Below are 25,364 nucleotides of genomic sequence, written 5' to 3'. Positions count from 1 at the left end.
GTGAGATTGGTTATTACATTTTCATTCCTGACATTGGGTTTTTGCCCTTCTTTAATATAAATTCACTGTATAGGAGATAGGCACCAGATGCAACAACGACATCACCTTTTTTTAAGCCACTAGTAATTTCGACTTCATCGAAGTTTTCCGAACCAATCGCCACCATTCTAGGCTGATATTTGCCTTTTCCAATTTCAATCCAAACATGTGTGCCGCTTCCGTCTCTTATAACAGCATCCACAGGTATGGTCAATTTCATTTTCTGTTCTGAGGAAGGCAGTAAAACGATCGCCTGCTGACCTGCCTGCCATTGATTGTTTGGATTGGCAATAGTACCGCGCAGCTGTATTATCTGCTTGCTTGTTTGCAGGGCAGGATTTATAAAATCTACGGTCATTGTTTGGGGCTGATCTTCATAACCCGAGACTATAACTTTAACCTTTTGACCGGTTTTAATTTTACCTGCATCGGCTGGATAAACATCAGCTTCGACCCATAAACGATTGTAATCTTCTAATTTCATAATAGAGACTCCTTCTGCTACATATTGGCCTTCTGTAATGGAAAGTTCCGCAACTATTCCTGAATTTGGAGAATAATAAACAGCATAAGGCGATGCTTTTTGTTTTTTGAATAATTCATTAAGCTGGGCTTCGGACTGACCATACAATAATAGTTTTTGTTTTGCAGCATTTTTTATTTGGGCAAAGCGTCTATCCTCGGCAAAGCTTGTGGCCTGTGCTGTGGCGATGAGGTACTCCTGTTGCATGGCTGATAGCTGCTCTGAATATATCCTGTATAAAGGCTGGCCTTTTCGAACGGGAACACCGGTTTCCTTTACATATAACTCTTCAATCCTTCCTGCCACTCGGCTTGAAATGTAAATAGTTTGCTCAGGGTCTGTAACCAAACGTCCATTGAGACGGGACGCATTTGAAAATTCATTTTCTCCGGCAGTTATTGTCGTCAAATTGGCTAGTGCTTGCTGACTTGGCCCCAAGGTTAGAAAGTCCTGTGCGTTATTTTTTTCGAAGGGCACTAAATCCATTCCACAGATTGGGCATGAGCCAGGACCATCTTTCACAATTTGCGGATGCATGGGACAGGTGTAGGTTTGAGCTTTTTCCTGACTGACTTTTTTTTCTTCTTTTTGGGCACATGCTGTAAATAGAAGTGGAAAAACCATTGCAATGAGCAAAATAGTACGAATTATTGATTTACTGTTCATGACTTAATTTTTTAATTTATTTTCTGAAGCTATCTTGATAAAACTCTCACTGTCTATCATATAGGCCGCATTGCCGGCAATATCCCAATCACTGATGTCTTGATCTATTAGGACCATTCCATCAGCATTGTTTTTCGTTTTAACTTCTCTGGGAACAAACACGTCTTTTTCTTTTTTGAACACGATGGATTTATTTCCTAGGTTGACAACGGCGCTTTGCGGGAGCCACCATCCTTTACTTACAATAGGAATGGCTGCAGTTACTAATTTTCCAGTTTGAAATTTATTATCCTGCAAATAAACCCTTGCTATAGTAAAGTTGCTTCCCTCTTTAAAGACGGGCTGAATGAGTCCGATAGTACCAGTATATACGGTTTGCTTATCTGATGGTTCATAAAATACCAGCTTTTGTCCTTTTTTAATCTGGGGGGATACCGATGGATCAAAAGCAAACTCAGCGATAAGGTTTTTGTTGGTATAGATTCTAAAAAGTGATTGTCCAGCACCAATATATTGCCCTTCTCTTAGCATAATAGCAGAGGCAGAAGGGGTGGATGCGTTATTATTTGATGCTGCATTGCCACTTGAGCCCATACCGCCCATGCCATCATCTGACACGGAGCTTTGAGGTGAAGCCGCCGGAGCTGCTGCAGAAGCGTTTGCTGTCGCAGTATTGTCTAAGATGTACCCGGTGGCATTACTATAAACAGGAATGCGATAGGAAATTTCACCTGTCTTTAATACCTGTTGTATTTGTTTCTGCTGCATACCTAGCAGAGACAGTCTCTCTTTTGCTTTTTGAAGCATCGGATTGTTTGCATCAGATTGATAAATAAACAACAATTCTCTTTGCGCGGCAGCGAGGTCAGGGGAATAGATTTCCATGATTAGCTGTCCTTTTTTTACGGGCTGGTAATTGTACTTAATCAGCAGGCGCTCAATCCTTCCGCTTACCCTGCTGGAAATGCTGGTCTGCTCACGGGTATCGTAAGTAATAATTCCCTGCACCTGCATAGAGAATATTTTAGTGCCTCCCTGAGGTTTTATGACAGATATATTAGAAATGACCTGTTCGTTGACGGGTTTTAAAAGATGTTTTAGGCTGCTGTCTATAGCTGTTTCTGTACCAGGGGTATGTCTTGGAACCAATTCCATACCGCATATTGGGCAGTTGCCGGGCTTATCCTGAATAACTTCAGGATGCATCGGACAGGTATATTCCTGATTTGCACTATGCTGATGGGCGGGCTTAATGTTATGCTCGGTTTTCTTGTTACAGGCTGTCAATAATAATATCGAAACGAATAACAATGCGACTAACTTAGCGATAGAGTTCTTTTTCATAATCGACAATCATTTGATATAGTTTTAATTTTTCATCTAATAAGTTATTCTGCAGCATATTTAAAGCTTCCCAGGAATCAATTACTACAGGAATCTGCAGTTTGTTTTCCTGATAGTTCAGAAAGTTTACATCCAGGGACTTTTGCATAGAAGGGATTATTTTTGTTTCGAGTCCCAAAATCCTTTTTTGCATGGTCAGTATTTCATATTGCATACCATATAACATACCTTGGGTTTCCTGCAGCATGGCGGATTTCTCTTTCTCCATTGCCTGCACATTATATTGCATTGCTTTGGTATCTGATTTATACATTTTGGATGACCAAGGAGCAATAGGAATAGACATCATTGCCATTACCGAATATGCTTTGGGCATCATTTTATCAAAAGAATTCATATGATCAAACTGGATTTTAAAAGAGGGATTTTTCTCTGCTTTCATGGCCTCAATACTGAGCTGCATCGATTCAATCCCTGCATCCATCTTCTTAATATCACCACGCACTCCTGCAAGACTTGTGGTGTCGTGCAAAGCAGGGTTAAAGACGGGGATAATACTCGTGTCTATGGCAAAATCAGCATTGCCGGGCTGGTTCATCAAGCTGTTGAGCCATGCTCTTGCTTTTGCGATTTCACCTTCCTGCATGCGGACCATATTTTTATTTTCTTCAATCCTTGCATCGATCTTGTATACATTGCCCAATTGCGATTGGTTGTAGGGATAGCGCACTTCCTCAATCTTTTTCATGGTGAGCATTATCTTTTCGTTTTGATCCAAAACTTTCATTCGCTGCTCGGCTACCATCCAACCGTAATATAGTTGTTTGGCCTGTGCTTTATAGTCGTTAAGGGTAACGGCACGGGTAGCGTTCTCAATATTTCCCTGAGACTGGATGAATTTTTTCTTCTTGTTTAGCTTTCTTACATTGGGAATGTCCTGTTCAATTCTGAACATTAAAGATCCTTTGTCGCGGTCATCCATAACTTCCTGAAAAGGATAGGGGGTCATAAAGGTTCCCACACCCACCATTGGTGCCATCCATGCTGTTGCGGCATCGGCACTGTATTTATATCCTTCTGCCTTTAAACTATAGCTTTGCAGGAGCACATTTTTTTTATCAATCCTTTGCAGGATTGTATCGAGAGACAAGACCTCTTTGGTCTGGCTCAATAGCTGTAATGGCAGTAAAAGCAATAGTACTGCCAGTATTTTAATGTTTGACATCATGTACTTCGAGTTTGCCATATTTTCTTAGTTCATATTCTTTGGACATTAGGAAAATAAGCGGGGTTACTAATAAGATATGTATGGCAGAGGTAAATACCCCGCCAATCATAGGCAATACAATTGGTTTCATTACATCCATTCCAACACCATTGGACCACAGAACAGGTACCAATCCAAATAATGAGACGCAAACGGTCATTAGTTTTGGGCGCAATCGTTTTGCGGCGCCATGTACCACATATTCCCTTAGATCCTCTTTAGTAATGGTTTCTCGTGAGTTTCCTTTGGCCTTGATAAGCTGCTCCATGGCATCATTGAGATAAATAACCATTACAATACCGGTTTCCACGGCAATACCAAACAAAGCAATAAAACCTACAGCTACCGCCACTGATAGATTGACATCCCAGAAAAAAATTATATAGGCACCTCCAATTAAAGCAAAAGGAACTGTTATAAGACTTAAAAAGGCTTCTCTAAGGGAATTAAAGGCAAAATAGAGGGCGAAGAAAATAATAAGCAATACGAGCGGCGCAATGACTTTAAGGGTCTTTTCTCCGCTGATCAGGTTCTCATATTGTCCGCTCCATTCTATAAAGTACCCTTCAGGGAGTATGTTTTTGGCACTTTCTAATTTTTTCATCGCTTCCTGTACGGTTCCTCCCATATCACGATCCCGTATATTGAACATGACTGCTCCGCGAAGCAGAGCATTTTCAGAACTAATCATTGGAGGGCCATCTACGAATTTAATATCAGCAACGGCAGATAAAGGCACTTCTCCAAAGGTAGGAGACTGTAAGGGAATGCGTTTAATGCGTTCCACGCTATTTCTATAATCCTGTGCCATGCGCACACTTATTGAAAAACGTCTTCGTCCTTCAACAGTATTGCCAATGGATGCACCACCTAAAGCAAATTCCACCGTTTGGTTTACATCATCTACTGTTAATCCATATCGGGCCAATTCCTGGCGATTAACATCCACATCAAGGTATTTACCTCCCGTAATAGGATCTACAAATAAATCAGACACTCCTGGAGTTCCTTCTAAAGCCATTTTCACCCTTTCCGATACACGAGCAATGGTGTCGAGATTTTGTCCGTAGACTTTAATTCCTACATCGGTACGAATTCCTGTTGCCAGCATATTGATTCGGTTGATAATGGGCTGCGTCCAACCGTTTACTACACCAGGTATCTGGAGTTTGGTATCGAGTTCCTTAATAATATCTTTTTTATCTATTCCTTCACGCCACTGTGATTTTGGTTTTAGCATGATAATGGTCTCAATCATGCTCATTGGGGAATTATCCGTAGCTGTGTTAGCTCGCCCTGCCTTTCCCAAAACACTTTCTACTTCAGGAACCGATTTGATTATTTTATCCTGTACCTGCAAAATGCGTTTGATTTCTCCATTAGATACATCAGGGAGGGTAACAGGCATAAATAAAATACTCTGCTCATCCAATGGAGGCATGAACTCCGTTCCCAGCCGCATCAATAATGGTATAGAAATCAATAATGCCAGAATATTGACTGCAAGAGTTGTTTTTCTCCATTTCAGAACCCAGCGTATAATTGGTTCATAACCTCTTTCCAAAAACCGATTGACCGGATGTGAATCGGTTGGACGGAATTTTCCTTTCATAAAAAAAGAAATCAGTACCGGAGCTAATGTAAGTACCAACAGGGCATCCACAATCAGTATGAATGTTTTAGTATAGGCTAAAGGATGGAATAGTTTTCCTTCCTGTCCGGTAAGCATAAACACAGGCAGGAAAGAAGTAATTATAATTACAGTGGCAAAGAATACGCCACGAGAAACCTGCTTGCTACTTTTCTCAATTATTTTGAGCCTTTCCTCTTCGGATATCCACTGTGGTTTTTTGCGAAATATATTTTTAATTCTTTTCATCAGAGTTTGTTTCATTTTTTTGTTCAGATTCCCATTGCGCATACCGTTGTGAGAGATGCTGGTAGGCATTTTCACTCATAATAATACCGTTGTCAACTATTACTCCAATGGCAAGTGCGATACCGGTAAGGGACATAATATTGGATGATATGTCAAAAGCATTGAGCAGTATGAAACTTGCTGCAATTGTAATTGGTATCTGGATGATAATACTTAGTGCGCTACGCCAGTGAAAAAGAAAAATAATAACTATAAGCGACACTACAAGCATTTCTTCAATTAAGGTACGCTTAACCGAATCAATAGATTCTTTAATCAGATGTCCCCGGTCATATACAATATTGAATTTTACCCCTTTTGGAAGCCCTTTAGCAACTTCTTTCATTTTTTCTTTCACATTGTCAATTACAGCATCTGCGTTTTCACCATAACGCATTACTACTATACCGCCAACGACTTCACCAGTACCATTATGATCAAAGATTCCCAATCGGGTTTCCCCGCTCATCTGAACAGTTCCTATATCGCTGACTTTTATAGGAATGCCATTTTGGTTTTTAAGTGGAATATCCTCAATCTCTTTGATAGATTTCAGATAACCGGATGTCTTAATGATATAGCCAATATCACTCATGTCGAATTTTCTTCCGCCACTTTCATTATTATTGGCACGTACAGCACTTATAACCTCCGGGACAGACAGCTTATAATATAGTAGTTTGTTTGGATCAATGGTAACCTGGTATTCTTTTTGAAATCCTCCAAAAGAAGCAATTTCACTCACTCCGGGAACATTTTGCAAAGCAAACTTGACGTACCAGTCCTGTAGGGCTCTTTGTTCGCCAAGGTCAATACCGGGTGCCTCCAAAGTATACCAGAGTATATGCCCAACCCCAGTTCCATCGGGTCCTAATTGCGGGGCAACTCCTTTGGGCAGGGTGCTGCTAATAGTACTGAGCCTTTCCAGTACTCTTGATCTTGCCCAATATACATCAACATCATCTTCAAAAATGACATAGATAAAACTCATACCAAACATGGAAGCAGCTCTTACATATTTAATTTTGGGTAATCCCTGAAGGTTGGTAACCAAGGGATATGTGATCTGGTCTTCAACGAGCTGTGGGGCACGTCCCATCCATTCTGTAAAAACGATTACCTGATTTTCAGATAAATCGGGAATAGCATCAATAGGGTTTTTTTGAATGGAGATGATACCCCATACAAATATTCCTGCCGATAATAGTAAAACGATATAACGGTTTCGCAGCGACCATTCTATTAATTTGTGTACCATAGATTTAATTTATTTGTGCAAGACTATCTCTTACTTTTTCAATCCAATTGAGCAGCTGTTCTTTCTGAACTGTATTCAGCACTGCATTTTTATGGATCAGCGTATAGGAAGCCAAAGGCATTTCGTTGGCTTTTATCTGCTTGGCAATTCGGTCTAATTTATTTTCCTGTTTTCGTTTGGAATAACTTCCCCATTGGCTAAAATTCAAATTTTCTTTTCCTTCTTTGATATGCCCTTCCATAAAGCTGCGTGCTGGCTGTATATAGGAATACCATGGATATCTCGTGGCATTGCTATGGCAGTCATAGCAGGAGTTTTCAAGGATTGTTTGCACATTTTGTGGAATGGTGTACACCTTGGAAATATGAATTGGTAAAACCTGCCCGTAATCGGAATTTCGGGCAGGCTGATACAATTGCATCAGTAGAAAAATAATTAACCCAATAAAAAGAATCTTTCCGATGAATCGTTTCATTTTACAATTGTTTTTTCATTGAACCGCAGGTAAGCATTTTTGAACCATAGTAAGGGTTTTTTATCTCTTTTGTTTCACTAATCCAGATAGCTCCTTTTCCACCATCATACATAGGACAAGAATCCTGATATAGTGTTTTTGGAGCTCCAAAAGTTTTGATCAAATCATTTACGTCTTTACTCAGTAGGGCAAAATGCTCTCTTTGATGCTCAATATTACCACCATTAGCCCCAATATGTTCTGCATGCTCTTTGGCATCGTCGGCTATATCAAGATATGCTGCTTTGGATTTTGGATCTATCGATTTTACATTTACGCTTTTGAAAGTCGCATATAGTGCTTTTCCAGCTTTAGCAGCTCCGTTGGTGTCATCTTTTGCAAGTGCATTTTTTAATGCTAAATAATTTGCTACAATTTGTTCAGTTGAAAATTTAGTTTCTGTTTTTTTGCTTTGTGCATTACCTGAAACCATTACAAATACCATAACTATGGCTGAAAGAATTACATTTTTCATTTTTATTGAATTTTAATTGTTAAAAAACAGGTTACTATTGATGTGTCTGAAAATATGTCCTATCAACTTACCTACATGAAAATACATATCATAAGCGAATATTTGGTTAAAGAATGGATCAAAGGGCAGTCTAAAAAATTAGATGCATTTTTTCCATTTCAATAAATTCGGAAAATCAGTAGTCACCGAAACATTGAGTGGTCATTATGTAAATAACCCGATATATTTATAAGTAGTTAACTGCTTTACAGTTCTTTTTTCATAGAACCACAGCTTAACATTTTTTTTCCTTGATATGGATTCTTGATTTCCTTGGTTTCGCTTATCCAAATAGCTCCTTTCCCACCATCATACATAGGGCAAAAATCTTGATACAATTTTTGCTCTGATTTAAAAGATTTTATCAAATCATTCATGTCTTTACTTAACATGGCGAAATGCTCTCTTTGGTGTTCGATATTTCCATCGTTAGCTCCAATATGTTCTGCGTGTTCTTTAGCATCATCAGCAATATCTAGATATTCTGTCTTTAATTTCGCATCTATTGAATTGGGATTTACATTATTAAAGATTGCATACAATGCTTGTCCGGCATTTGCAGCTCCTTTTGTATCATCTTTTGTTAATGCATTTTTTAGAGTCAGATAATTGCTCACAATTTCGTTTATAGAAAATGTTGCTTGAGCTGCTTGGGTTGTTTTTACTTCTGCGTTTTTTTCAGTAGTTTGCTTTACTGGTTCGGTTAATTCCATTCCGCATTTGGAACATTTGTCTCCTTTTTTTCCTGTAACCTCAGGATGCATGGAACAGGCATACAATTGTGAATCACTCTGAGCTGTCTCAGAAGCTTCAGGAGCTGCAGTTTCTTTGTTTTTTGAATTACAGGCTGTAAATACAATTGCCATTATAAGGGTCGAGAAAATTATTTTTTTCATTTTTTTTAGTTTTTGATCTCTTATAAATGTTGTTTTGTCCAACATTCTTTTATTTGAGTGTTATACGAATTATTTTTTTTTGATTGTGCAAATTCAATCACCAGTTGGCATTTTGAATACCTCTTTAGGATAGGATTTACATTTTTAGCACCAACCCGTTGGGTTTTCGGCCTACATTAATAGTTTTAGAGACAGTGTGATTTGACACATTGACTACAGAGACTGTATTGGCTGTCTGATTGGTCACATATGCTGTATTGCCATCTGCTGTAAATGTTATTGCATGGGCACCAGCGCCAGTAGTAAATACACCTCCATGCATCCACATCATCATAGTCTGGTCCCAAGTCCAATAATGTACTTTTGCATTAGCAGGATCGCTTACCCAAAGTTCTTTCTTATTGCCATTGTGAGACGCTATTCCAGGCATAAATCCTAAATCAATGGTTTGATCTACAGCATCCGTTGCCACATTGATTACCGAGATAGATTGCCCGTCTTCATTATCAACATACATTCTGCCGTCACTTCCTGTCCAAGCACCCACAGGGTTGTTCCCTACAGCAACAGTGCTTGTAACTTGTTTGGTTGTCGTATTTATAACTGACACAGTATTATCATCTCCATTAGCGACATAAGCCTTAGTGCCGTCAGAAGAAAAGGTAAGCTCGGCAGGCATCATGCCCACTGCAATGGTGTTTGTCAATGTGTATGTTAAGGCATCATAAACCAGAACTTTTCCATTCATGTCCATTTGAGGCACCCAAATTTCTAAACCATTTGGACTATAGATCGTGTTGTGGTTCATCATTGGCAGGTTAATGTTTTTTACTGTTGTTCCATTGGAGGCATCAATTACTAGGAGTTTACCCGTCATTCCTTCCATGCCGGCAGTATGACCGGCAGAGAAGTCCATTCCGGGCACTCCAATGGCCAGGTGATTAGAATGTAAAGAAATGTGGTGAGGCCACATGATCATATCAGTTCCAGTCCCCATAAGGCTGACGGTCTCTGTAACTTCATTGGTTGCCAATTTGATTACTGAAATTGTGCCGTCCTGACCGTTGACCACATAAGCGGCAGGATAGTTTATGTTCAATTTAGGATCGGACATATTCATATCATCTGATTTACTGCAAGAAGACAGCCATAGTATTCCTAATATTAATGCTCCAAGGATTGAAGTACCTGTAATTATATTTTTCATTTTTTGATTTGGGATTATTTGATTGTTTCTATAGTTGATCCACAGCTTAGCATCTGGGAACCGTAATACGGATTTTTGATACCACTTTCTTTACTGAGCCAATTCGCATCAACCATTGGGCAATGATTATAATAAACCGGTTGTGGCTGATTGGTAGATTTTATAAGATCGTAAGTGTTTTTAGATAAGCTTTTAAAAGATTCTCTTTGTTCCTTAATATCTTGGGTTTCAGAAATGTTTTTTGCATCTGTAGCTAAACTTTTCATTACATTCATCCATGCCGTATGTTCTTTTGGCTTTAGGTTGTCCATTTTAACGGCATTGATTGCAGTAAGAAGCTCTTTAGATTTGATTGCAGTAGTCTTGGCATCTGTTTTCACCAAAGCATCTTTTAGCTCAAAGTAGTTATTGAAAATTGTTTTAAATGGACTGTCTTGCTGAGTATCTGGGAAAACTGCGGCTGTATGCTGGGAATGATCCATCTTCGCCATATCCATTTTTGATTCTTTTATTGCAGCAGCTGTCTTATTTGTTCTTTCGTATTGGCAGCATTGAGGAAGTTTTGCATATGCATCGGCAGGAGCTAGGAACTGCTCACTGTCATATCCCGCTAACGCAATTCGCTTTAGGATCTCATCCTGATTTGTTTTCTTCTGGTCGTAGGTAATGGCCGCAATTTTGGTGTTCTCATCCCAGTTTACCGAAGCGATATTTTTGATGTTTCCAGATTTTTCAATAGCAGTTTTGCACATTAGACAATTACCATAAATTTTTGTGTTTACGGTTTTGGCATTTTTTATAGGTGCGCCATACACTATGACTGATAGCAATATTGTAATTGCCATCAATCCTTTTTGAATTGATTTCATTTTAAAATGTATTAGAATTGAATGTAGCCTTATGAGAAATAATTGTATATACGAGGTGTATAGACTATTATTCTATATAAGCGAAAAATTTAAATAATGAAAAGCAAATGCCTTCCTTTTTTGACACACCTATGGCTATCAAAAAAGGTATTTAGCTTATTTTAGGTATAAGCCAAATAGAATAGAATCCTGTTAAAATTGAGGTTTCTGAATTGTAGAATCGTTGTTTTTGAGAAAAAATACTGAAAGTAATTTTTTTGAATTCAAGCTGGTTTAAGAAAGAGATTCCTCCATTGCACACTGAAGCACAACCACACATTGAATGTCCGCATTTTCCGCCACAACCATCATGATTTTTATTACCTGAATGATTCTTTTTAGAACAACAATCATCTTCATCAGACGTAGACGTTTTTTTTGTGCAGGAATGATCTGCCACATTTTTTCCACAAGCAAAAGTGTCTGTTGGCATTAAGAAAAAGCCAAGCATGACAATCAATATGATGTGAAATCGGTTCATATAAAAGAATTATGAAAACAAATTTACATATATTTTTTGAATTTTTTAAAATAAAATGTTAAAACACTTACAGATTCAACGGCATTGTAAACTGTAAAACCACTCACATTGATAATTCTTTCACCATCGGCCTGGGCTTATAATTCTTCCCTGCCAAACACTTTACTAATTGCTATTGTGGAATTGAAACACAGATTTACCTTTGTATTGTGGCGACTAAAGACTAAAATATCATAGAGAATATTAATAATGACACGGGCTGCCCCAAGTGAGAAACAACCAGAATCGCTGGAAGTTTTTAATAATTCACAGCAATGAGATCAAAATATTTTTGCTGTAAAAACAACTGTTATTTAAAGTTACTAACCTAAAGTCAGCTGCCCTTTTGCTGGATTCTTAATAATTTAAAATTGCTTGTGCCACGATTTTGCCGCAAATTTCAAATAGTAAGTTTTTAAAGGAAAAGATAGCTTGCGCTATCTTTTGGATTGAATTTTAACTAAATCACTTAGTTTATATCTTTTTCTATTACTAAAAGGACGGTACACTTTAAGTTTTCCATCCGTTTCGTATTTGCCGATTGTTTAATTTTTAAACCAGCATTTATTACAAATCCATCAAGAGGGGCATAAATATCCTTAAAGACAGGATTTGAAATGGGGCCAGTATAAATACTTCCAAATTTCGTTTGTCTGGTGTCAGTAAAGTTTTCAAAATTAGCAAAAACAGAAAAATTAATTTTCAACCATAAAACCAAAAACCCAGTATTCTCTTCCTGTAGTCCCATCATTTAATTTTTGATGACTGTAATAGTAAGCCTCCAAACCGGCTTTCCATTTATCCTCTATTTCATACATCAAAACATTGTTCGATCGATGTTTGGCTGTTAAAGGATTTTCAGATTTAATCCTGTTGTCATCTATTGATGCATCTGTGTAGGTATACCTTTTGGGAGTTGCTGTAAAATATTGGTAGTACAATAATAAAACATACTAATAATTAATAATCATTATAAATAAGTATTGATTATAAAAATAAAATCTTATTTTTACAGTCTTGAAATTTATAAACCTCATATTATCAGTTATCATTCTGGCACTTTCCTGTATGCCATGTAACGATATTGATGATGGGTCTGACTCTCATATGTCAACCGAATTTTCTTCAAGAAATGATACACGTGATAAACAAATCGAGTTATGTTCTCCTTTTTGTGCTTGTAATTACTGTAGCACGCATGTATTTATTTATTTTGCTGTAACGGCACTTTATTTACTAATAGTTACTCGTGTTATCAAAATATCTTTACCTACTTATAAGTCAATATCGTCTTCCAATTTCTTCGGAAGTATATGGCAACCGCCACAAATAATATAATGATGCCCGAGTAATTTCGGGTTAACAAGTTGTGGACTTCCACGAAATTTTAGGATTATGTCCTGAGAATATCATTCATTATACAATAAAAAATGTTAGACAAGATAATTGCGTTCAGCATAAAAAACAAAATCATCATAGCAATGATGACACTAGCACTTGTAATTGCAGGTATTTACAGTGCTGTAAAATTGCCCATTGATGTGATTCCTGATATTAGCAACAACCAGGTACAGGTTATTACATTAGCTCCCTCTATGGGTGCTCAGGAAGTAGAGCAATATATTACTGCTCCTATTGAGTTAGCGACAGGTAACATTCCCAATGTTACTGAAAAAAGATCAATATCAAGATCGGGTTTGTCGGTTGTAACTTTGGTTTTCAAAGATGAAACTGATGTATATTGGGCTCGTCAACAAGTAGGGGCGCAACTTAAGGAAGTAGAAGGGCAAATAACCAAAGATATGGGAGAACCAATGCTTGCCCCTATTACAACAGGTCTTGGAGAAATATATCACTATGTTATTCATACGAAACCAGGGTATGAAAAAAAGTATTCCGCCACAGATTTGCGTACCATTCAGGATTGGATTGTAAAACGACAAATGGCGGGTGTTGAGGGCCTGGCAGAAGTAAGCGGTTGGGGAGGCTATATAAAACAGTATGAAATTGCATTAGATAATGATAGGCTTAATGCTATGAATATTACAATTTCTGAAATATATGAAGCCCTTGAAAAAAATAATGCAAATACTGGCGGGTCATATATAGAACAACAAAGCAATGCTTATTTTATTCGGGGTTTAGGCCAAGTTAAAACTTTGGATGATATTGAAAAAATAGTCATTAAAAATATTAATGGTACTCCTGTCCTTATTCGTGATGTGGCATTAGTGCAGTTTGGAAAGGCTACCCGTTACGGGGCAGTTACCCGAAATGGTAAGGGCGAAGTAGTAGCTGGTGTCACGCTAATGCTCAAAGGCGAAAATTTTAACCAAGTTAGCAAAAATGTAAAGGAACGCATGGCACAGATTCAAAAAACACTTCCTGAAGGAGTGATCATTGAGCCTTTTATAGACCGCTCTGAATTAGTGGGCAGAGCTATTGGCACGGTTGAGAAAAACCTGATTGAAGGAGGTTTGATTGTTATTTTGATTTTAGTTTTACTTCTAGGAAATCTTCGAGCTGGATTAGTTGTCGCTTCCGTAATACCTCTTGCAATGCTTTTTGCATTATGCATGATGAGGCTTTTCGGTGTTTCAGGAAATCTTATGAGCTTAGGTGCTATTGATTTTGGGTTAATTGTTGACGGTGCAGTAATTATAGTTGAAGCAATAGTGCATCGAATAACATTAAGTCGTAAGCACCATCAAGGTTTAGAAAAACTAACCCAAGAACAGATGGACTCTGAGGTTTATGGTGCTGCTTCCAAAATAAGAAACAGCGCAGCGTTTGGAGAAATCATTATCATGATTGTTTACCTACCGATTTTAGCCCTTGCAGGTATTGAAGGAAAAATGTTTATTCCAATGGCGCAAACAGTAGCATTTGCAATTCTGGGAGCATTTATTCTTTCGCTGACTTATGTTCCAATGATGTCAGCGTTATGCCTTAGTAAAAAAACAGAGCATAAAAGAAACATTTCAGATAAGATTATGGATTTCTTACAGCGTGTTTATTCCCCTGTGCTTGAACTTGCATTGAGGTTTAAAAAATCTTTAATAGCTATATTTGCACTTTTATTTTTAGTTAGTATATGGATTTTCAATACTATTGGAGGAGAATTTATCCCAACCCTTGAGGAAGGTGATTTAACAGTGGAAATATCAATGATGCAGGGAGCCTCACTATCGCAAACAGTTGAAACTTTCACTGTAGCAGAAGGAATGCTGAAAAAGAAATTTCCTGAAATTAGACAAATTGTAACGCGTATTGGTAGTGCCGAAATCCCTACAGATCCAATGCCTATTGAAAAAGGCGATATGATGCTGCAAATGAAGGACAAGAAAGAATGGACTAGTGCTGATTCACGTGAGGAAATACAAGAGAAAATTGAAGAAGTTTTGTCTGTATTGCCTGGTGTCAAAGTTGAAGTAACCCAGCCAATGCAAATGCGATTTAATGAATTAATGACAGGAATACGACAAGATGTCGCTATAAAAATATTTGGAGACGATCTTGACGAGTTAGCAAAACAAGCAAAAATTGTCGGTACATTAATAGCACCTGTAGAAGGTGTGACCGAACCGACCATTGAAAAGGTAACTGGTTTACCACAAATAGTTGTCGAGTACGATCGCAACAAAATTGCACAATATGGCTTATCCATTTCTGATGTCAATATGGTTTTAAATACTGCCTTTGCAGGAAATGTTGCTGGTGTTGTTTTTGAAAAAGAAATGCGCTTCGATATGGTGGTGCGTCTAAATAGTAATTTGCGTACAGATATACACAATATTGAAAACCTCTACGTTCCTTTGCCTTCAGGGAGTAAGATTCCACTAAACTGCAAATTCCGGTTATATTGATCACCCCATTCCGTTTTAAAGTGAGCACCTGATTCCAGTTCAAAATGACCACCTAATTCCGGAGCAAAATGACCACCTCCGTTTTGATTAAAAACTATATTTTTTCATCTGTTAATTAGTATTCAAATATAATAAAATATCACTCTTTGTTTATTCCTCTTTTCTTTCTCATCGATTCTCCATGTAATTCAAGCCTGTGAGATTGGTGTATAAGTCTGTCTAATATTGCATCGGCTATCGTTTTTTCTCCAATTATATCATACCAGCCCTGAACTGGGATTTGTGATGTCACGATTATAGAGCCGTTATTATGCCTGTCCTCTATGATCTCTAAAAGAGTAATTCGGTTATGGCTGTCAAGTGCCTGGAGTCCAAAATCATCAAGTATTATAACATCCTGTCTTTGTATTTTGGTAAGTTCCCGCAGATAAGTGCCATCTGCTTTAGCCATTTTTAGTCTAGCAAACAATTTTGAGGTATTAAAATAACTTACCTTAAAACCCTGTATACAGGCTTGATAACCTAATGCGGTACCTAAATAACTTTTACCGACCCCGGTACTTCCAGTGATTAAAATGTTTTCATTTTTCTCTATAAATTCGCATTCTGCCAGACGCAGTACCATGTTTCTGTCCAGATTACGTGATACATCAAAATTGATACTTTCAATATTTGATTTGTAATGGAATTTGGCATTAGTGATACTTCGTTCAATACGACGATTGTACCTTTCATCCCATTCTGCATCAATAATCATCGATACAAACTGGTCAAGGGTATAATGATCTGTTTTTCCGCTTTCAATGGCTGTTTTAAAAGCATTAAACATGCCATAAAGCTTCATTTGTTTCATTTTGGTTACTGTGGATTCATTCATTTTTTCAAGATTTAATTTAGTTATAATAGTGTTTTCCTCTTATGTTACTGTGATCGGGAAGTTCCTGCTCAGGTTCTTGATCAAAATCAATATGATCCAAGTTGTTTTCTAAAATATTTTGTATGGTCTTAAAATTGTAAATTTTAAAATCAAGTGCCCGCCTGCAGGCATTTATTAATCGCTGTCTGCCTACCTTTTTTTCAAAATTCAGTATTCCTAAACAACTTTTATAAGCCTGTTCCGGATGATTTCTGCTTTCGATTATCTGCATTATATATTCTCCCACTGACTCATCAATATTATTAGCCCATTCAATGAAGCGGGCAGCACTCCATTGAGCTACAAATTGATGTGTACTTGCTAAATGCTCAGGGGTTGTTGTATAGACATAAGGTTTGTAGTTTCTTGGATGTACAGCTATTCGATTGTATTTATAATAAATCTCTACCGTTGATTTGGTATATAACAGCTTTGCTTTCTTTTTTACATATTGATACGGAACGCTGTAATAGTTTTTGTCCTGGCTTAATTGAACATGACCGTTTTGCATTACTGTTGCAAAAGATTGATATTTAATTTCAAAACGATCTTGTGGCAGTGGACGTAGTTTTTCTTTTTCGTCTTCTAAAAATAATTCAAAGCGGGAATAAGGCCGTCCTGTTAGTTTTCTGTTATTATGAGAGTCAAGTAAATCCCAGATCTGCTGGTTTAATTCTTCCAGAGAAAAGAACTTGGTTTCTTTTATGGTTACATAAATCCTTCGATATAATATCTTAACAGCTCCTTCAACTAATGATTTGTCTCTGGGCCTGTAAGCTCTGGCAGGTAAAATGGTAGTTTCGTAGTGTTCTGCTAAATCAGCCAGGGTTTCATTGATTGTCGGTTCAAAACGACTGCTTTTTATTACTGCAGATTTTAAATTATCCGGAACAATGGCAGCAGGAGTACCTTCAAAAAAGCGCATGGCATTCTCTACTGAGTCAACAAAGTTTTCCTTTTGCTGGCTCATGGAAGCTTCAGCATACGTGTATTGGCTAGCGCCTAATATTGCTACAAAAAATTGTACTTCCTTGACTTCTCCGGTATCTATATCAATAATTGAGAGTGTCTTTCCGGCATAATCAACATACATTTTATCACCAGCCTTATGGTTCATATGCATGACCGGATTAACTCGTTTGCCCCATATATTGTAGTGATAATGAAATTGTGAAGTTCGATAACCATCAGGATTTACAGCAATATATTGTTCCCACATATGCTGTACGGTAACGCCAACTTTTTTTAGTTCACGTTCCATTTTAGGAAAAAAATCATAAAGTGTCTGTAATCTCGGGCCAATGGCCTCTACACTAGTCTGGGAGAATAAAAGTTCCAGCTCTGCATCGGTTTTTTGGTCGATTAATTCAAAGCTTAATCCGAGAACTTCAAATAAAGAAATATATTTCTTTACCGTATTTCTTGAAAGGGATAAGTAGCTACTTATAAATAACTTACTCTTTCCATTACAATAGAATTTAATTACTTTTCTAATTTTACTCATGTCTGTTATTTTGTTTGCCATAATCCGTATATTTTTAACGAATGTATGGTTCTAACAACATGAAAAAATCAATAGTTTTTAATCGTTAATTAACCACAAAACTTGGTGGTCAATTTGTTCCGGAATTAGGTGGTCAGTTTGCTCCGGAACGGGTGGTCAATTTACTCCGGAATTAGGTGGTCAAATTGACCGGTTTTTCCAAGTTGCAAAAAATCATTCAATTCTACATCATTCAGTTTAAGATCATCATGATGCAAATGTTTGACTTTAGTACTTACACCATTAATTTTTTCAGTTTGACTGTAAGTTAAGAAATCATCTTTAAGATTTTGAATACTTAATGGTAGTGATAATTTCGATTGACCTGATTTATAGAAGCCTCTTAGGTTGTATTTTATCTCAGTTTTCTTGCCTAATTTTACATCTTTAAAATGATTAAGCATTAACATTATTGGCTTTTTAATAACTGAATGATTATACTCTGTATTCTCGTAGTATTTGCATTGTATTGCAGTTGTTTCCGTTGCTGTCGTAATATCAACATCTTCTACACCTTCAACTAAAATTGAATCAGTATCTTTTAATAAATTAAGTACGGAAATTATCGAGTAATCAAATTGATAAAAATATCCTCGGATTGTATCTATTGCTGCTCTGTCTGCCATTTTATTTTGTTGTATTTTTTTTTTAGAATGAGGCATAACGCCCTGCTATTACACTTTTATATTCCGTAAATATTTTGTCTTTGAATAAATGCTCTTTTTCCACCTTCTAATATTTCACAACAAATTTCTCTAGTTTCTTTTCTATCGATTGAGCCAGAATTTAATACGTGAGTTTTAATACTTGTACTTTTTAGAGGAATAATTAATTCAGCATCTCCTAAAACTGCAATATTTGCATTGTGCGTAACAATTATAACTTGTCGTTGTTCTTTAATTTTTCTTAGATTTTTTACTATTGTTTTATAGATAAATTCACTATCTAAATTATCCTCGGGTTGATCAATAATTAATGGTTTGTTGCTGTCTGAAAGCATTAAAATTCCCAAAAGTACTGAATGCTGTTGTCCTAGTGATAGTTGAGAAATGGGTTTGCTATAATATTTTACATCTCCATTGTCGTCGGCTACTGATTTTGTAACTATTATTGAAGGAAAGTCTTCAAAAGCTAATGCTTCATAATCTTCATAGTTGTAATCTTTTATTGTTTTTTCTATAATAGTTGCTGCATCGAAATCAGATAAAATTGGACTTCCTTCTTCATCTAATATTTTTATTAAAATATTTTTATTACCACTCTTACAAGCTTCAACAAATTCAAAGGGAGATAATTGTTCTGAGATTAGCTTAGATTTTTTAAGGGTTCTCCAGTCCATTTTAGATCTTAAAAGCGCATCAAAATCAGGTGAGAATTTACCTTTTTTATATTTTATTGATATAAAAAAACCATCAATAGTATTTCTTAAATCTGCATTAGCTTTTTTTGCGAATGTATTTCTCTCTACATAAATGTCATTTTTTATAGCACTTCTTTTAGCTAATAGTCCATCTCTTTCGGTAGATAAATCTATGAGCTTTTTTTTATCTAAATTTAATTTCGTTATGATTTTTTGATAATCGACGATATCTTTAGAAATTTGATTTATTTTACCTAAGTCAAAAGGGATACCTTGTTTTTCAAATTCTATTTTTTTAGTATCAATTTTATCTTGTATTGACTTTTCTTTTGCAGTCCAATTGTTAAGTTGTTCGTTAAGTTCAGCTATTTTTGCAGTTAGTTCAGCATTTAATTCATTTGATTTTGTTTTGACAACTGCTGAAAAATCTGCTACTATTTCCTTAACTTTCTTAAAAAAATCTTTACCAACTATTATATCTGTATCGACCAAAGATTCAAAATTCTTGAAAGTATCGTCATCACTTAAAATCTCCTTGTAATTTTTAATCAATTTGTTTAAGTCGATTATTAACTCACTTCTAATTCCACGTTCTTTAATTAATGCATTTTGATATTTTACAAGTTCACCAGCTTTTTCTTTTTCAAGATTTTCTAATTTTTTTTGTTCGTTTTTTAACGCTTTTTCGGTTTCTTCAAAACTTAACAGCCCGATTCTTAATTTCTTAGCTTCACTTTGGTTTTCAAGAAGTAATGAAACTAATTCTTTGTCCTCAACTAACTTTGCATTCAATCTTAAAAAGCTGTCAAGAAAATCTATTAGTACTTTTGGATTATCATCACTATTTTGAATTGTGTCAGCAGTTTCTCCCTGTCCGTAAGTTTCAATATCAACTTTTGATATGCCATTTATTGGGTCAGTTACATTTTGTAAATTACTATTTTTTTCGCGCGTGAAATCAATAATTTGATTGGCTTCATCAACATATTTTAATTTTATTTTCTGGGGCCAAACGTCAGAATCAACAACAGTAGATTTTGAATTATTACCAGATGTTTCACGAATTGCCTCTAATAGCGTTGATTTTCCGGCACCACGACTTCCTATTATACAGGTAAGGTTACTACTTAATTTAATTTCAATATCATCAAGAAGTCCTCCTTCAATTGTTATGCTTTGAATAATTGGCCGCATTTCTGGAACTTCATTTTCTAATCTTACTCTTGATTCGTGAGTAAGTAATGCTATTTTTATAGAGTGAAAATTTAATTCATCTACTTTAAATCGAGTTAGTTTATTTTCCCCCTCTGCATTTGTTCCTAATCTGTTTAAAGAATGTGAATCAGATGACATTAATTTGGGTAAAGTATAACTGTCGTCATATCCTAAATGTTCTTTACGCAACTTTAAAAGTCTTTTTCTATCAAGACTCTCGTCTAAATCTGTATATAAATTTATACTAGATTTAGAGTTAATTTCTAAACCCAGTAAATACTCGTGTTTTAATATTTCTTCTATTGGAGGTCCAAATCTACCAATAGTTTGTTCAAACCCAGAGGATAACTCTATATGAGCTAATATACCAAAGCCATTGTATATTTTAGCAAGCTCCAAGCACTCTAGTATACCTTGGTGGCAAATTTTTTTGTCCTCACTTACTGTTAAATTGCCAAAAAAATCTCTTAGGTTTTTGTAAGTTTCAAAATACACTAATAAATGACCTTGAGTTGTACTAATTTCTACACCAGGTAAAACCAGTATGTTTTTTTCTTTAGCATATTCAATTGCTGTATATGAATTGTGGATTTCATTGTGATCTGTTATACTAATGATACTTAATTTTTTTTCAATTGCGGTATCTACAATTGCTGTAGGTGTCATTGTGGTATCAACTACATCAAATGAGCCAAATTCTCCGAAAGAATGTATATGTAAATCTGCTCTTAAAAATTTCGCGCCTGCACTCATTCTTTTTTATGTTTAGATTTTTGATGATTGTGATTAAAGCTTGCCGTCAACTTGTTTGTTTTTACCATAAAATTGCCTATTAACTTATATTTTCTAAGTCTTTATGGCATTAATAGGTTTTAATACCAAACATACATAACCACATCCAGTTTCTTTTACGGTTTTCCATAATCTATGTAATTAATGAGGTGCAAAATAGTTCTTTTAACAATAAATAGGCTACCGTATAAATACCTGTTTTTAATTTTTTATTAAGCATAAAAAAAGATGCCAGTTGGCATCTTTTCTACTATTTTTTTATAATTATAGATATTCCCTTTCACACTCTATAAAGAATTGTGATAATGTCATCTCTTCTTTCCGCAAAATTTTTATTAGTGTATTTATAGGGATATTATAACCCTCATCACTGGCAATTTTTGAAATAGTACTTGTTACAAGATCACATTGGTTTCCGTATGACGTAAAACTAATATCTTTACCGTACTCATCTTTTTTGTCTACAATCCATTTTTTCGCAATAAAGTTACAGATATGCTTTTTTGAAAGCATACCTTCAGGTCCTAAAGAGATAGATTTATTTGTAGCCAATTTGTCTTTATATATTAACAAAATAAATTCATTTGTCGAAAAAAATCGTTTGCGATAGCAAACGTTAGAATAATTTTCTTATATTTGCTTTCAATCCATTAGGATTGTATTTTTGCGATTCTTCATAAAAAATATTGAAGCATTCGCTTAGAATCTCGGCTCAAAACTTGGCAGTTTAAACCACGAGATGATAAGTAAGATGCTCACGTCTACTGGCGTGGGCTCACTTATTCGTGGTGGTCATGCCAAGTACCAGAGACGTTTAAGATGAGTACCACGCTTTTTTATGCTCAGAACTCTCTGCTTATTCTTAGCGTATATTCTATTTTTATTTTAAGTTTTGGATCATTAAGTCGAACCTTTTAAACACGTATGTCTGTGAAATAAATAATTTATCCTCTTTATGACCATTGAGACGTCTACTTAATGCATAAAAATGGCCCTCTGCTGCAGCGACTAAACTAGTGCAGAGGACCATAGCTAATCAAATCTTCGTTTAACTAACCAATCCAATATTATGAATATTTTTTCATTTTACAAGGATGGGAAAGCTTTTTATTGCCTGTTTTTTATATGGCTTTGTTTATCTTTCTCATCTCTTTTTGCCAAATCTTCTTATCGGTACAATACTACTTTTTTACAACAACATCAAATTCAGGGAACTATAACTGATGGAAGTAATCCTTTGCCGGGTGTGACTATTGCTGTAAAAGGAAAATCTAATGCTGTAGCTATTTCTGATTACAGCGGTCAGTACACCCTTTCAACTTCTCCATTAGATTCTCTGATTGTTTCTTTTATAGGATTTAAAACTATCATAGTGCCGGTTCAAGGGCGTAAAATTGTCGATGTACAATTGTTTTATGATACAACAACCCTGCAGGAAGTCAGGGTTAATGCAGGATATTATTCTGTAAAAGAAAAAGAACGCACAGGAAGTATTGCAAAAATAACTTCAAAAGACATAGACAAGCAGCCGATAGGGAATATTCTGGCAGCGATGCAGGGTAGGATGGCAGGTGTGGAGATCATTCAGGACAGTGGGTCGCCCGGTGGAGCCTTCCAAATTAAAATAAGGGGGCAGAACAGCCTGCGTGCTGATGCCAACCAGCCATTGTATATAATTGATGGAGTGCCTTATTCTTCCGAGACAATTGGCTCAACGTTAACCTCAGGAAGTTCACCCACAATGACAAGTCCGTTAAATTCTATAAATCCCTCAGATATAGAAAGTATTGAAATTCTTAAAGATGCTGATGCAACGGCAATCTACGGTTCAAGAGGAGCCAATGGTGTTGTTTTAATTAGTACTAAAAAAGGTATTTCAGGAAAAACAAAATTTACTGTAAACGCTTCTACAAGTATCGGAACCGTTACAAAAATGCTTGATCTGATGAAAACAGAGCAATACCTTGACATGCGCCGGCAGGCATTTGCTAATGACGGAATTACTGTCTATCCTAAAAATGCTTATGATGTTAATGGTACTTGGGATCAGAACCGATATACAGACTGGCAAAAGGAATTTATTGGCGGGACTGCTGAAATTACCAATTTACAAGCCACCGTTACAGGAGGTTCCGCTAAGACACAGTATCTTTTAAGTGGAAGTACAAGAACAGAAACAACAGTATTTCCTGGGGATTTTAAATATAACAAAGGAAATATTCATTTCAGTTTTAATCATGTATCTGATGATGAAAAGTTCAGGTTAAGTTTTTCAGCCGGTTATACATCCCAGAAAAACTTTCAGCCCGGAACAGACTTGACACGAATATCGAGACTTTTAGCACCAAATGCACCAGCATTGTACGATAGTGATGGGGACTTAAACTGGGCGAACAACTCTTGGGAGAATCCTTTGGCTGCTTACGAATCAAAGTTTAATTCAAAAATTAATGACCTGACAGCAAATGCTGTATTATCATATAATATTCTCAGAAACGTTCAGATTAAATCAAGTTTTGGATATACCGATTTAAGAAATAATGAAAAAATGGTTATGCCTTCTACGATGTACAATCCGTCTTTAGGACTTGGTAGTGAGGTTTCAGGAATCAGCACTAATCTCACGCTAAGAAGTTCATGGATAGCTGAGCCTCAGATTAATTGGAACTTTGATTTGGCAAAGGGTAGGATGGAAGCGCTTTTTGGCGGGACTTTTCAAAGCCAGACCAGTAATCGCCTGTTTCAATCAGGATATGGCTTTTCAAGTAACAGCCTGATCAATGATATTGCTTCAGCGACACTCAAAGTTATCGACTTTAGCGATGAAAGCGTTTATAAATATCAGGCCTTTTTTGCGCGTCTTAATTACAATTATGATGATCGATATATTCTGAATTTTACTGGCAGGCGAGATGGATCAAGCCGCTTTGGGCCCGGTAAGCAGTTCGCTAATTTTGGGGCAATAGGAGCTGCATGGCTATTTTCGAACGAGTCTTTCCTTAAAAATAATACACTGCTTAGCTTTGGTAAACTGCGTGCAAGCTATGGCACTACAGGTAATGACCAAATAGGGGACTATCAATTTTTAGACACCTATGTTTCATCGGGCAACTCTTATCAGGGAACAGTTGGTTTGCAGCCTAGTCGATTATTTAATTCAGATTTTGGATGGGAAACAAATAAAAAATTTGAAGTCGCACTTGAAATGGGTTTCTTTAAAGACAGGCTCTTTTTAACTACTGCTTACTACCAAAACAGTTCTTCGAGCCAGCTTGTGGGTATGCCCCTGCCAGCAACTACAGGATTTAGTTCCCTAACAGCGAATCTTGATGCAGCAGTTCAAAACAAAGGTTTTGAATTTACCCTAAGGACCGTCAATTTTCAGAATAAAAAGATTGAATGGAATACCAGTTTTAATATTTCAGCCAATAAAAATAAACTGATATCCTATCCCGGGCTGGAAAGTTCAGTTTATGCCAACCGTTATGTAATTGGTCAGTCAATCAATATTACTAAGATTTATGAGTTTACTGGGATAAATCCTCAAACAGGGGTTTACAGTTATAGGGATCTTAATGATGATGGGGTAATTTCTGCAATAGCAGACAGGCAAGCATTTGTCGATTTAAGTCCCAAATATTTTGGTGGATTACAAAATCAAGTAACATACAAAAAGATTCAACTCGACTTTCTTCTGCAGTTCGTGAAGCAGGAAGCGTTTTCATATACACCTGGAACTCCCGGAACAGCAGTAAATCAGTTAGCTTCGTTGACTAATTTTTGGGAGCAGGCCAGTGATACTGCAGATTATCAAAAACTCACCAGTGGCAGAAACAGTGCCCTTACTACTGCTTATTCACGCCTTAGAACAAGTGATGGTGCTATAGAAGATGCATCTTATATAAGACTGAAAAGTATATCACTCAGTTATGATGTCCCTCTTGATATTTCTAAAGGGATGCAGTGCCGAATTTATTTACAGGGGCAGAACCTGTTGACATTTTCAAATTTCAAAGGCGGTGATCCTGAGTTTAAGTTTGCAGGATATTTACCTCCTCTTAAAACCTATACCGCAGGAATACAATTAACTTTCTAAAT

19 protein-coding genes and 1 pseudogene are annotated in these 25,364 nt (G+C 36.3%); 3 read left to right on the top strand and 17 right to left on the bottom strand.

Annotation, left to right across the window (positions count from 1 at the left end; all coding sequences use genetic code 11):
- Nucleotides 1–13 precede the first annotated feature (13 nt).
- The 12 genes and pseudogenes from LNP81_RS23875 to LNP81_RS23825 form a co-directional block, all read right to left on the bottom strand.
- Nucleotides 14–1,228: an efflux RND transporter periplasmic adaptor subunit gene (locus tag LNP81_RS23875; protein ID WP_230039743.1), complete on the bottom strand. Its 1,215-nt coding sequence runs from the start codon at nucleotides 1,226–1,228 to the stop codon at nucleotides 14–16.
- Nucleotides 1,229–1,231: 3 nt separating this feature from the next.
- On the bottom strand, nucleotides 1,232–2,572 hold the full coding sequence (locus LNP81_RS23870) for a heavy metal-binding domain-containing protein (protein ID WP_230039742.1): 1,341 nt from the start codon (nucleotides 2,570–2,572) through the stop codon (nucleotides 1,232–1,234).
- Nucleotides 2,550–3,800 carry a TolC family protein gene (locus tag LNP81_RS23865; RefSeq protein ID WP_230039741.1) on the bottom strand — a complete coding sequence of 417 codons (1,251 nt, stop codon included), beginning with the start codon at nucleotides 3,798–3,800 and terminating at the stop codon, nucleotides 2,550–2,552. The genes LNP81_RS23870 and LNP81_RS23865 overlap by 23 nt, the downstream gene beginning before the upstream one ends.
- On the bottom strand, nucleotides 3,784–5,733 hold the full coding sequence (locus LNP81_RS27410; protein WP_255700766.1) for an efflux RND transporter permease subunit: 1,950 nt from the start codon (nucleotides 5,731–5,733) through the stop codon (nucleotides 3,784–3,786). The genes LNP81_RS23865 and LNP81_RS27410 overlap by 17 nt, the downstream gene beginning before the upstream one ends.
- On the bottom strand, nucleotides 5,705–7,015 hold the full coding sequence (locus LNP81_RS27405; RefSeq protein ID WP_089055911.1) for an efflux RND transporter permease subunit: 1,311 nt from the start codon (nucleotides 7,013–7,015) through the stop codon (nucleotides 5,705–5,707). The genes LNP81_RS27410 and LNP81_RS27405 overlap by 29 nt, the downstream gene beginning before the upstream one ends.
- Before the next feature lie 4 nt (nucleotides 7,016–7,019).
- Nucleotides 7,020–7,490, bottom strand: a complete 471-nt coding sequence (locus tag LNP81_RS23855) for a heme-binding domain-containing protein (RefSeq protein WP_230039740.1) — start codon at nucleotides 7,488–7,490, stop codon at nucleotides 7,020–7,022.
- 1 nt (nucleotide 7,491) lies between these two features.
- Nucleotides 7,492–8,004, bottom strand: coding sequence for a DUF3347 domain-containing protein (locus LNP81_RS23850; RefSeq protein WP_035650034.1), 513 nt, complete (start codon nucleotides 8,002–8,004; stop codon nucleotides 7,492–7,494).
- A 245-nt stretch (nucleotides 8,005–8,249) separates the two neighbouring features.
- Nucleotides 8,250–8,939 carry a DUF3347 domain-containing protein gene (locus LNP81_RS23845; RefSeq protein ID WP_230039739.1) on the bottom strand — a complete coding sequence of 230 codons (690 nt, stop codon included), beginning with the start codon at nucleotides 8,937–8,939 and terminating at the stop codon, nucleotides 8,250–8,252.
- A gap of 136 nt (nucleotides 8,940–9,075) precedes the next feature.
- Nucleotides 9,076–10,146, bottom strand: a complete 1,071-nt coding sequence (locus tag LNP81_RS23840) for a YncE family protein (RefSeq protein ID WP_230039738.1) — start codon at nucleotides 10,144–10,146, stop codon at nucleotides 9,076–9,078.
- A gap of 14 nt (nucleotides 10,147–10,160) precedes the next feature.
- Nucleotides 10,161–11,015: a DUF3347 domain-containing protein gene (locus tag LNP81_RS23835; RefSeq protein ID WP_230039737.1), complete on the bottom strand. Its 855-nt coding sequence runs from the start codon at nucleotides 11,013–11,015 to the stop codon at nucleotides 10,161–10,163.
- A gap of 151 nt (nucleotides 11,016–11,166) precedes the next feature.
- On the bottom strand, nucleotides 11,167–11,535 hold the full coding sequence (locus LNP81_RS23830) for a hypothetical protein (protein ID WP_230039736.1): 369 nt from the start codon (nucleotides 11,533–11,535) through the stop codon (nucleotides 11,167–11,169).
- Between the two features lie 583 nt (nucleotides 11,536–12,118).
- Nucleotides 12,119–12,479, bottom strand: a pseudogene (locus LNP81_RS23825) (TonB-dependent receptor); the annotation flags it as partial.
- Nucleotides 12,480–12,591: 112 nt separating this feature from the next.
- On the opposite strand from LNP81_RS23825, the gene LNP81_RS27550 reads away from it, so the two are divergent.
- Together LNP81_RS27550 and LNP81_RS23820 are read left to right on the top strand one after the other, a co-directional pair.
- Nucleotides 12,592–12,912 carry a DUF6660 family protein gene (locus LNP81_RS27550; protein ID WP_428979536.1) on the top strand — a complete coding sequence of 107 codons (321 nt, stop codon included), beginning with the start codon at nucleotides 12,592–12,594 and terminating at the stop codon, nucleotides 12,910–12,912.
- A gap of 92 nt (nucleotides 12,913–13,004) precedes the next feature.
- Complete coding sequence (locus LNP81_RS23820; protein WP_230039735.1) at nucleotides 13,005–15,440, top strand: efflux RND transporter permease subunit; 2,436 nt, start codon at nucleotides 13,005–13,007, stop codon at nucleotides 15,438–15,440.
- 139 nt (nucleotides 15,441–15,579) lie between these two features.
- Here the strand turns inward: LNP81_RS23820 and istB are convergent, their stop codons facing one another.
- The 5 genes from istB to LNP81_RS23795 form a co-directional block, all read right to left on the bottom strand.
- Complete coding sequence (gene istB / locus LNP81_RS23815) at nucleotides 15,580–16,317, bottom strand: IS21-like element helper ATPase IstB (RefSeq protein WP_056251131.1); 738 nt, start codon at nucleotides 16,315–16,317, stop codon at nucleotides 15,580–15,582.
- A gap of 16 nt (nucleotides 16,318–16,333) precedes the next feature.
- Entirely contained in the window at nucleotides 16,334–17,881 is a 1,548-nt protein-coding gene (gene istA, locus LNP81_RS23810) for an IS21 family transposase (protein WP_230039702.1), read from the bottom strand.
- 140 nt (nucleotides 17,882–18,021) lie between these two features.
- Nucleotides 18,022–18,525, bottom strand: coding sequence for a hypothetical protein (locus LNP81_RS23805; protein WP_230039734.1), 504 nt, complete (start codon nucleotides 18,523–18,525; stop codon nucleotides 18,022–18,024).
- Nucleotides 18,526–18,581: 56 nt separating this feature from the next.
- On the bottom strand, nucleotides 18,582–21,227 hold the full coding sequence (locus LNP81_RS23800) for a TrlF family AAA-like ATPase (protein WP_230039733.1): 2,646 nt from the start codon (nucleotides 21,225–21,227) through the stop codon (nucleotides 18,582–18,584).
- Between the two features lie 303 nt (nucleotides 21,228–21,530).
- Nucleotides 21,531–21,818, bottom strand: a complete 288-nt coding sequence (locus tag LNP81_RS23795) for a hypothetical protein (RefSeq protein ID WP_230039732.1) — start codon at nucleotides 21,816–21,818, stop codon at nucleotides 21,531–21,533.
- Between the two features lie 517 nt (nucleotides 21,819–22,335).
- Between LNP81_RS23795 and LNP81_RS23790 the strand changes: the two genes are divergently transcribed.
- Nucleotides 22,336–25,362, top strand: coding sequence for a SusC/RagA family TonB-linked outer membrane protein (locus tag LNP81_RS23790; RefSeq protein WP_230039731.1), 3,027 nt, complete (start codon nucleotides 22,336–22,338; stop codon nucleotides 25,360–25,362).
- Nucleotides 25,363–25,364 lie beyond the last annotated feature (2 nt).

The sequence above is a fragment of the Flavobacterium piscisymbiosum genome (assembly GCF_020905295.1).
Taxonomy (GTDB): Bacteria; Bacteroidota; Bacteroidia; order Flavobacteriales; family Flavobacteriaceae; genus Flavobacterium; species Flavobacterium piscisymbiosum.
This window is presented reverse-complemented; position numbering and strand designations above follow the sequence as displayed.

Excerpts from the sequence above, each read along its gene's own strand:
- LNP81_RS23875 (WP_230039743.1), bottom strand. The coding sequence starts at position 1,228 with ATGAACAGTAAATCAATAATTCGTACTATTTTGCTCATTGCAATGGTT.
- LNP81_RS23870 (WP_230039742.1), bottom strand. The coding sequence starts at position 2,572 with ATGAAAAAGAACTCTATCGCTAAGTTAGTCGCATTGTTATTCGTTTCG.
- LNP81_RS23865 (WP_230039741.1), bottom strand. The coding sequence starts at position 3,800 with ATGATGTCAAACATTAAAATACTGGCAGTACTATTGCTTTTACTGCCA.
- LNP81_RS27410 (WP_255700766.1), bottom strand. The coding sequence starts at position 5,733 with ATGAAACAAACTCTGATGAAAAGAATTAAAAATATATTTCGCAAAAAA.
- LNP81_RS27405 (WP_089055911.1), bottom strand. The coding sequence starts at position 7,015 with ATGGTACACAAATTAATAGAATGGTCGCTGCGAAACCGTTATATCGTT.
- LNP81_RS23855 (WP_230039740.1), bottom strand. The coding sequence starts at position 7,490 with ATGAAACGATTCATCGGAAAGATTCTTTTTATTGGGTTAATTATTTTT.
- LNP81_RS23850 (WP_035650034.1), bottom strand. The coding sequence starts at position 8,004 with ATGAAAAATGTAATTCTTTCAGCCATAGTTATGGTATTTGTAATGGTT.
- LNP81_RS23845 (WP_230039739.1), bottom strand. The coding sequence starts at position 8,939 with ATGAAAAAAATAATTTTCTCGACCCTTATAATGGCAATTGTATTTACA.
- LNP81_RS23840 (WP_230039738.1), bottom strand. The coding sequence starts at position 10,146 with ATGAAAAATATAATTACAGGTACTTCAATCCTTGGAGCATTAATATTA.
- LNP81_RS23835 (WP_230039737.1), bottom strand. The coding sequence starts at position 11,015 with ATGAAATCAATTCAAAAAGGATTGATGGCAATTACAATATTGCTATCA.
- LNP81_RS23830 (WP_230039736.1), bottom strand. The coding sequence starts at position 11,535 with ATGAACCGATTTCACATCATATTGATTGTCATGCTTGGCTTTTTCTTA.
- LNP81_RS23820 (WP_230039735.1), top strand. The coding sequence starts at position 13,005 with ATGTTAGACAAGATAATTGCGTTCAGCATAAAAAACAAAATCATCATA.
- istB (WP_056251131.1), bottom strand. The coding sequence starts at position 16,317 with ATGAATGAATCCACAGTAACCAAAATGAAACAAATGAAGCTTTATGGC.
- istA (WP_230039702.1), bottom strand. The coding sequence starts at position 17,881 with ATGGCAAACAAAATAACAGACATGAGTAAAATTAGAAAAGTAATTAAA.
- LNP81_RS23805 (WP_230039734.1), bottom strand. The coding sequence starts at position 18,525 with ATGGCAGACAGAGCAGCAATAGATACAATCCGAGGATATTTTTATCAA.
- LNP81_RS23800 (WP_230039733.1), bottom strand. The coding sequence starts at position 21,227 with ATGAGTGCAGGCGCGAAATTTTTAAGAGCAGATTTACATATACATTCT.
- LNP81_RS23790 (WP_230039731.1), top strand. The coding sequence starts at position 22,336 with ATGAATATTTTTTCATTTTACAAGGATGGGAAAGCTTTTTATTGCCTG.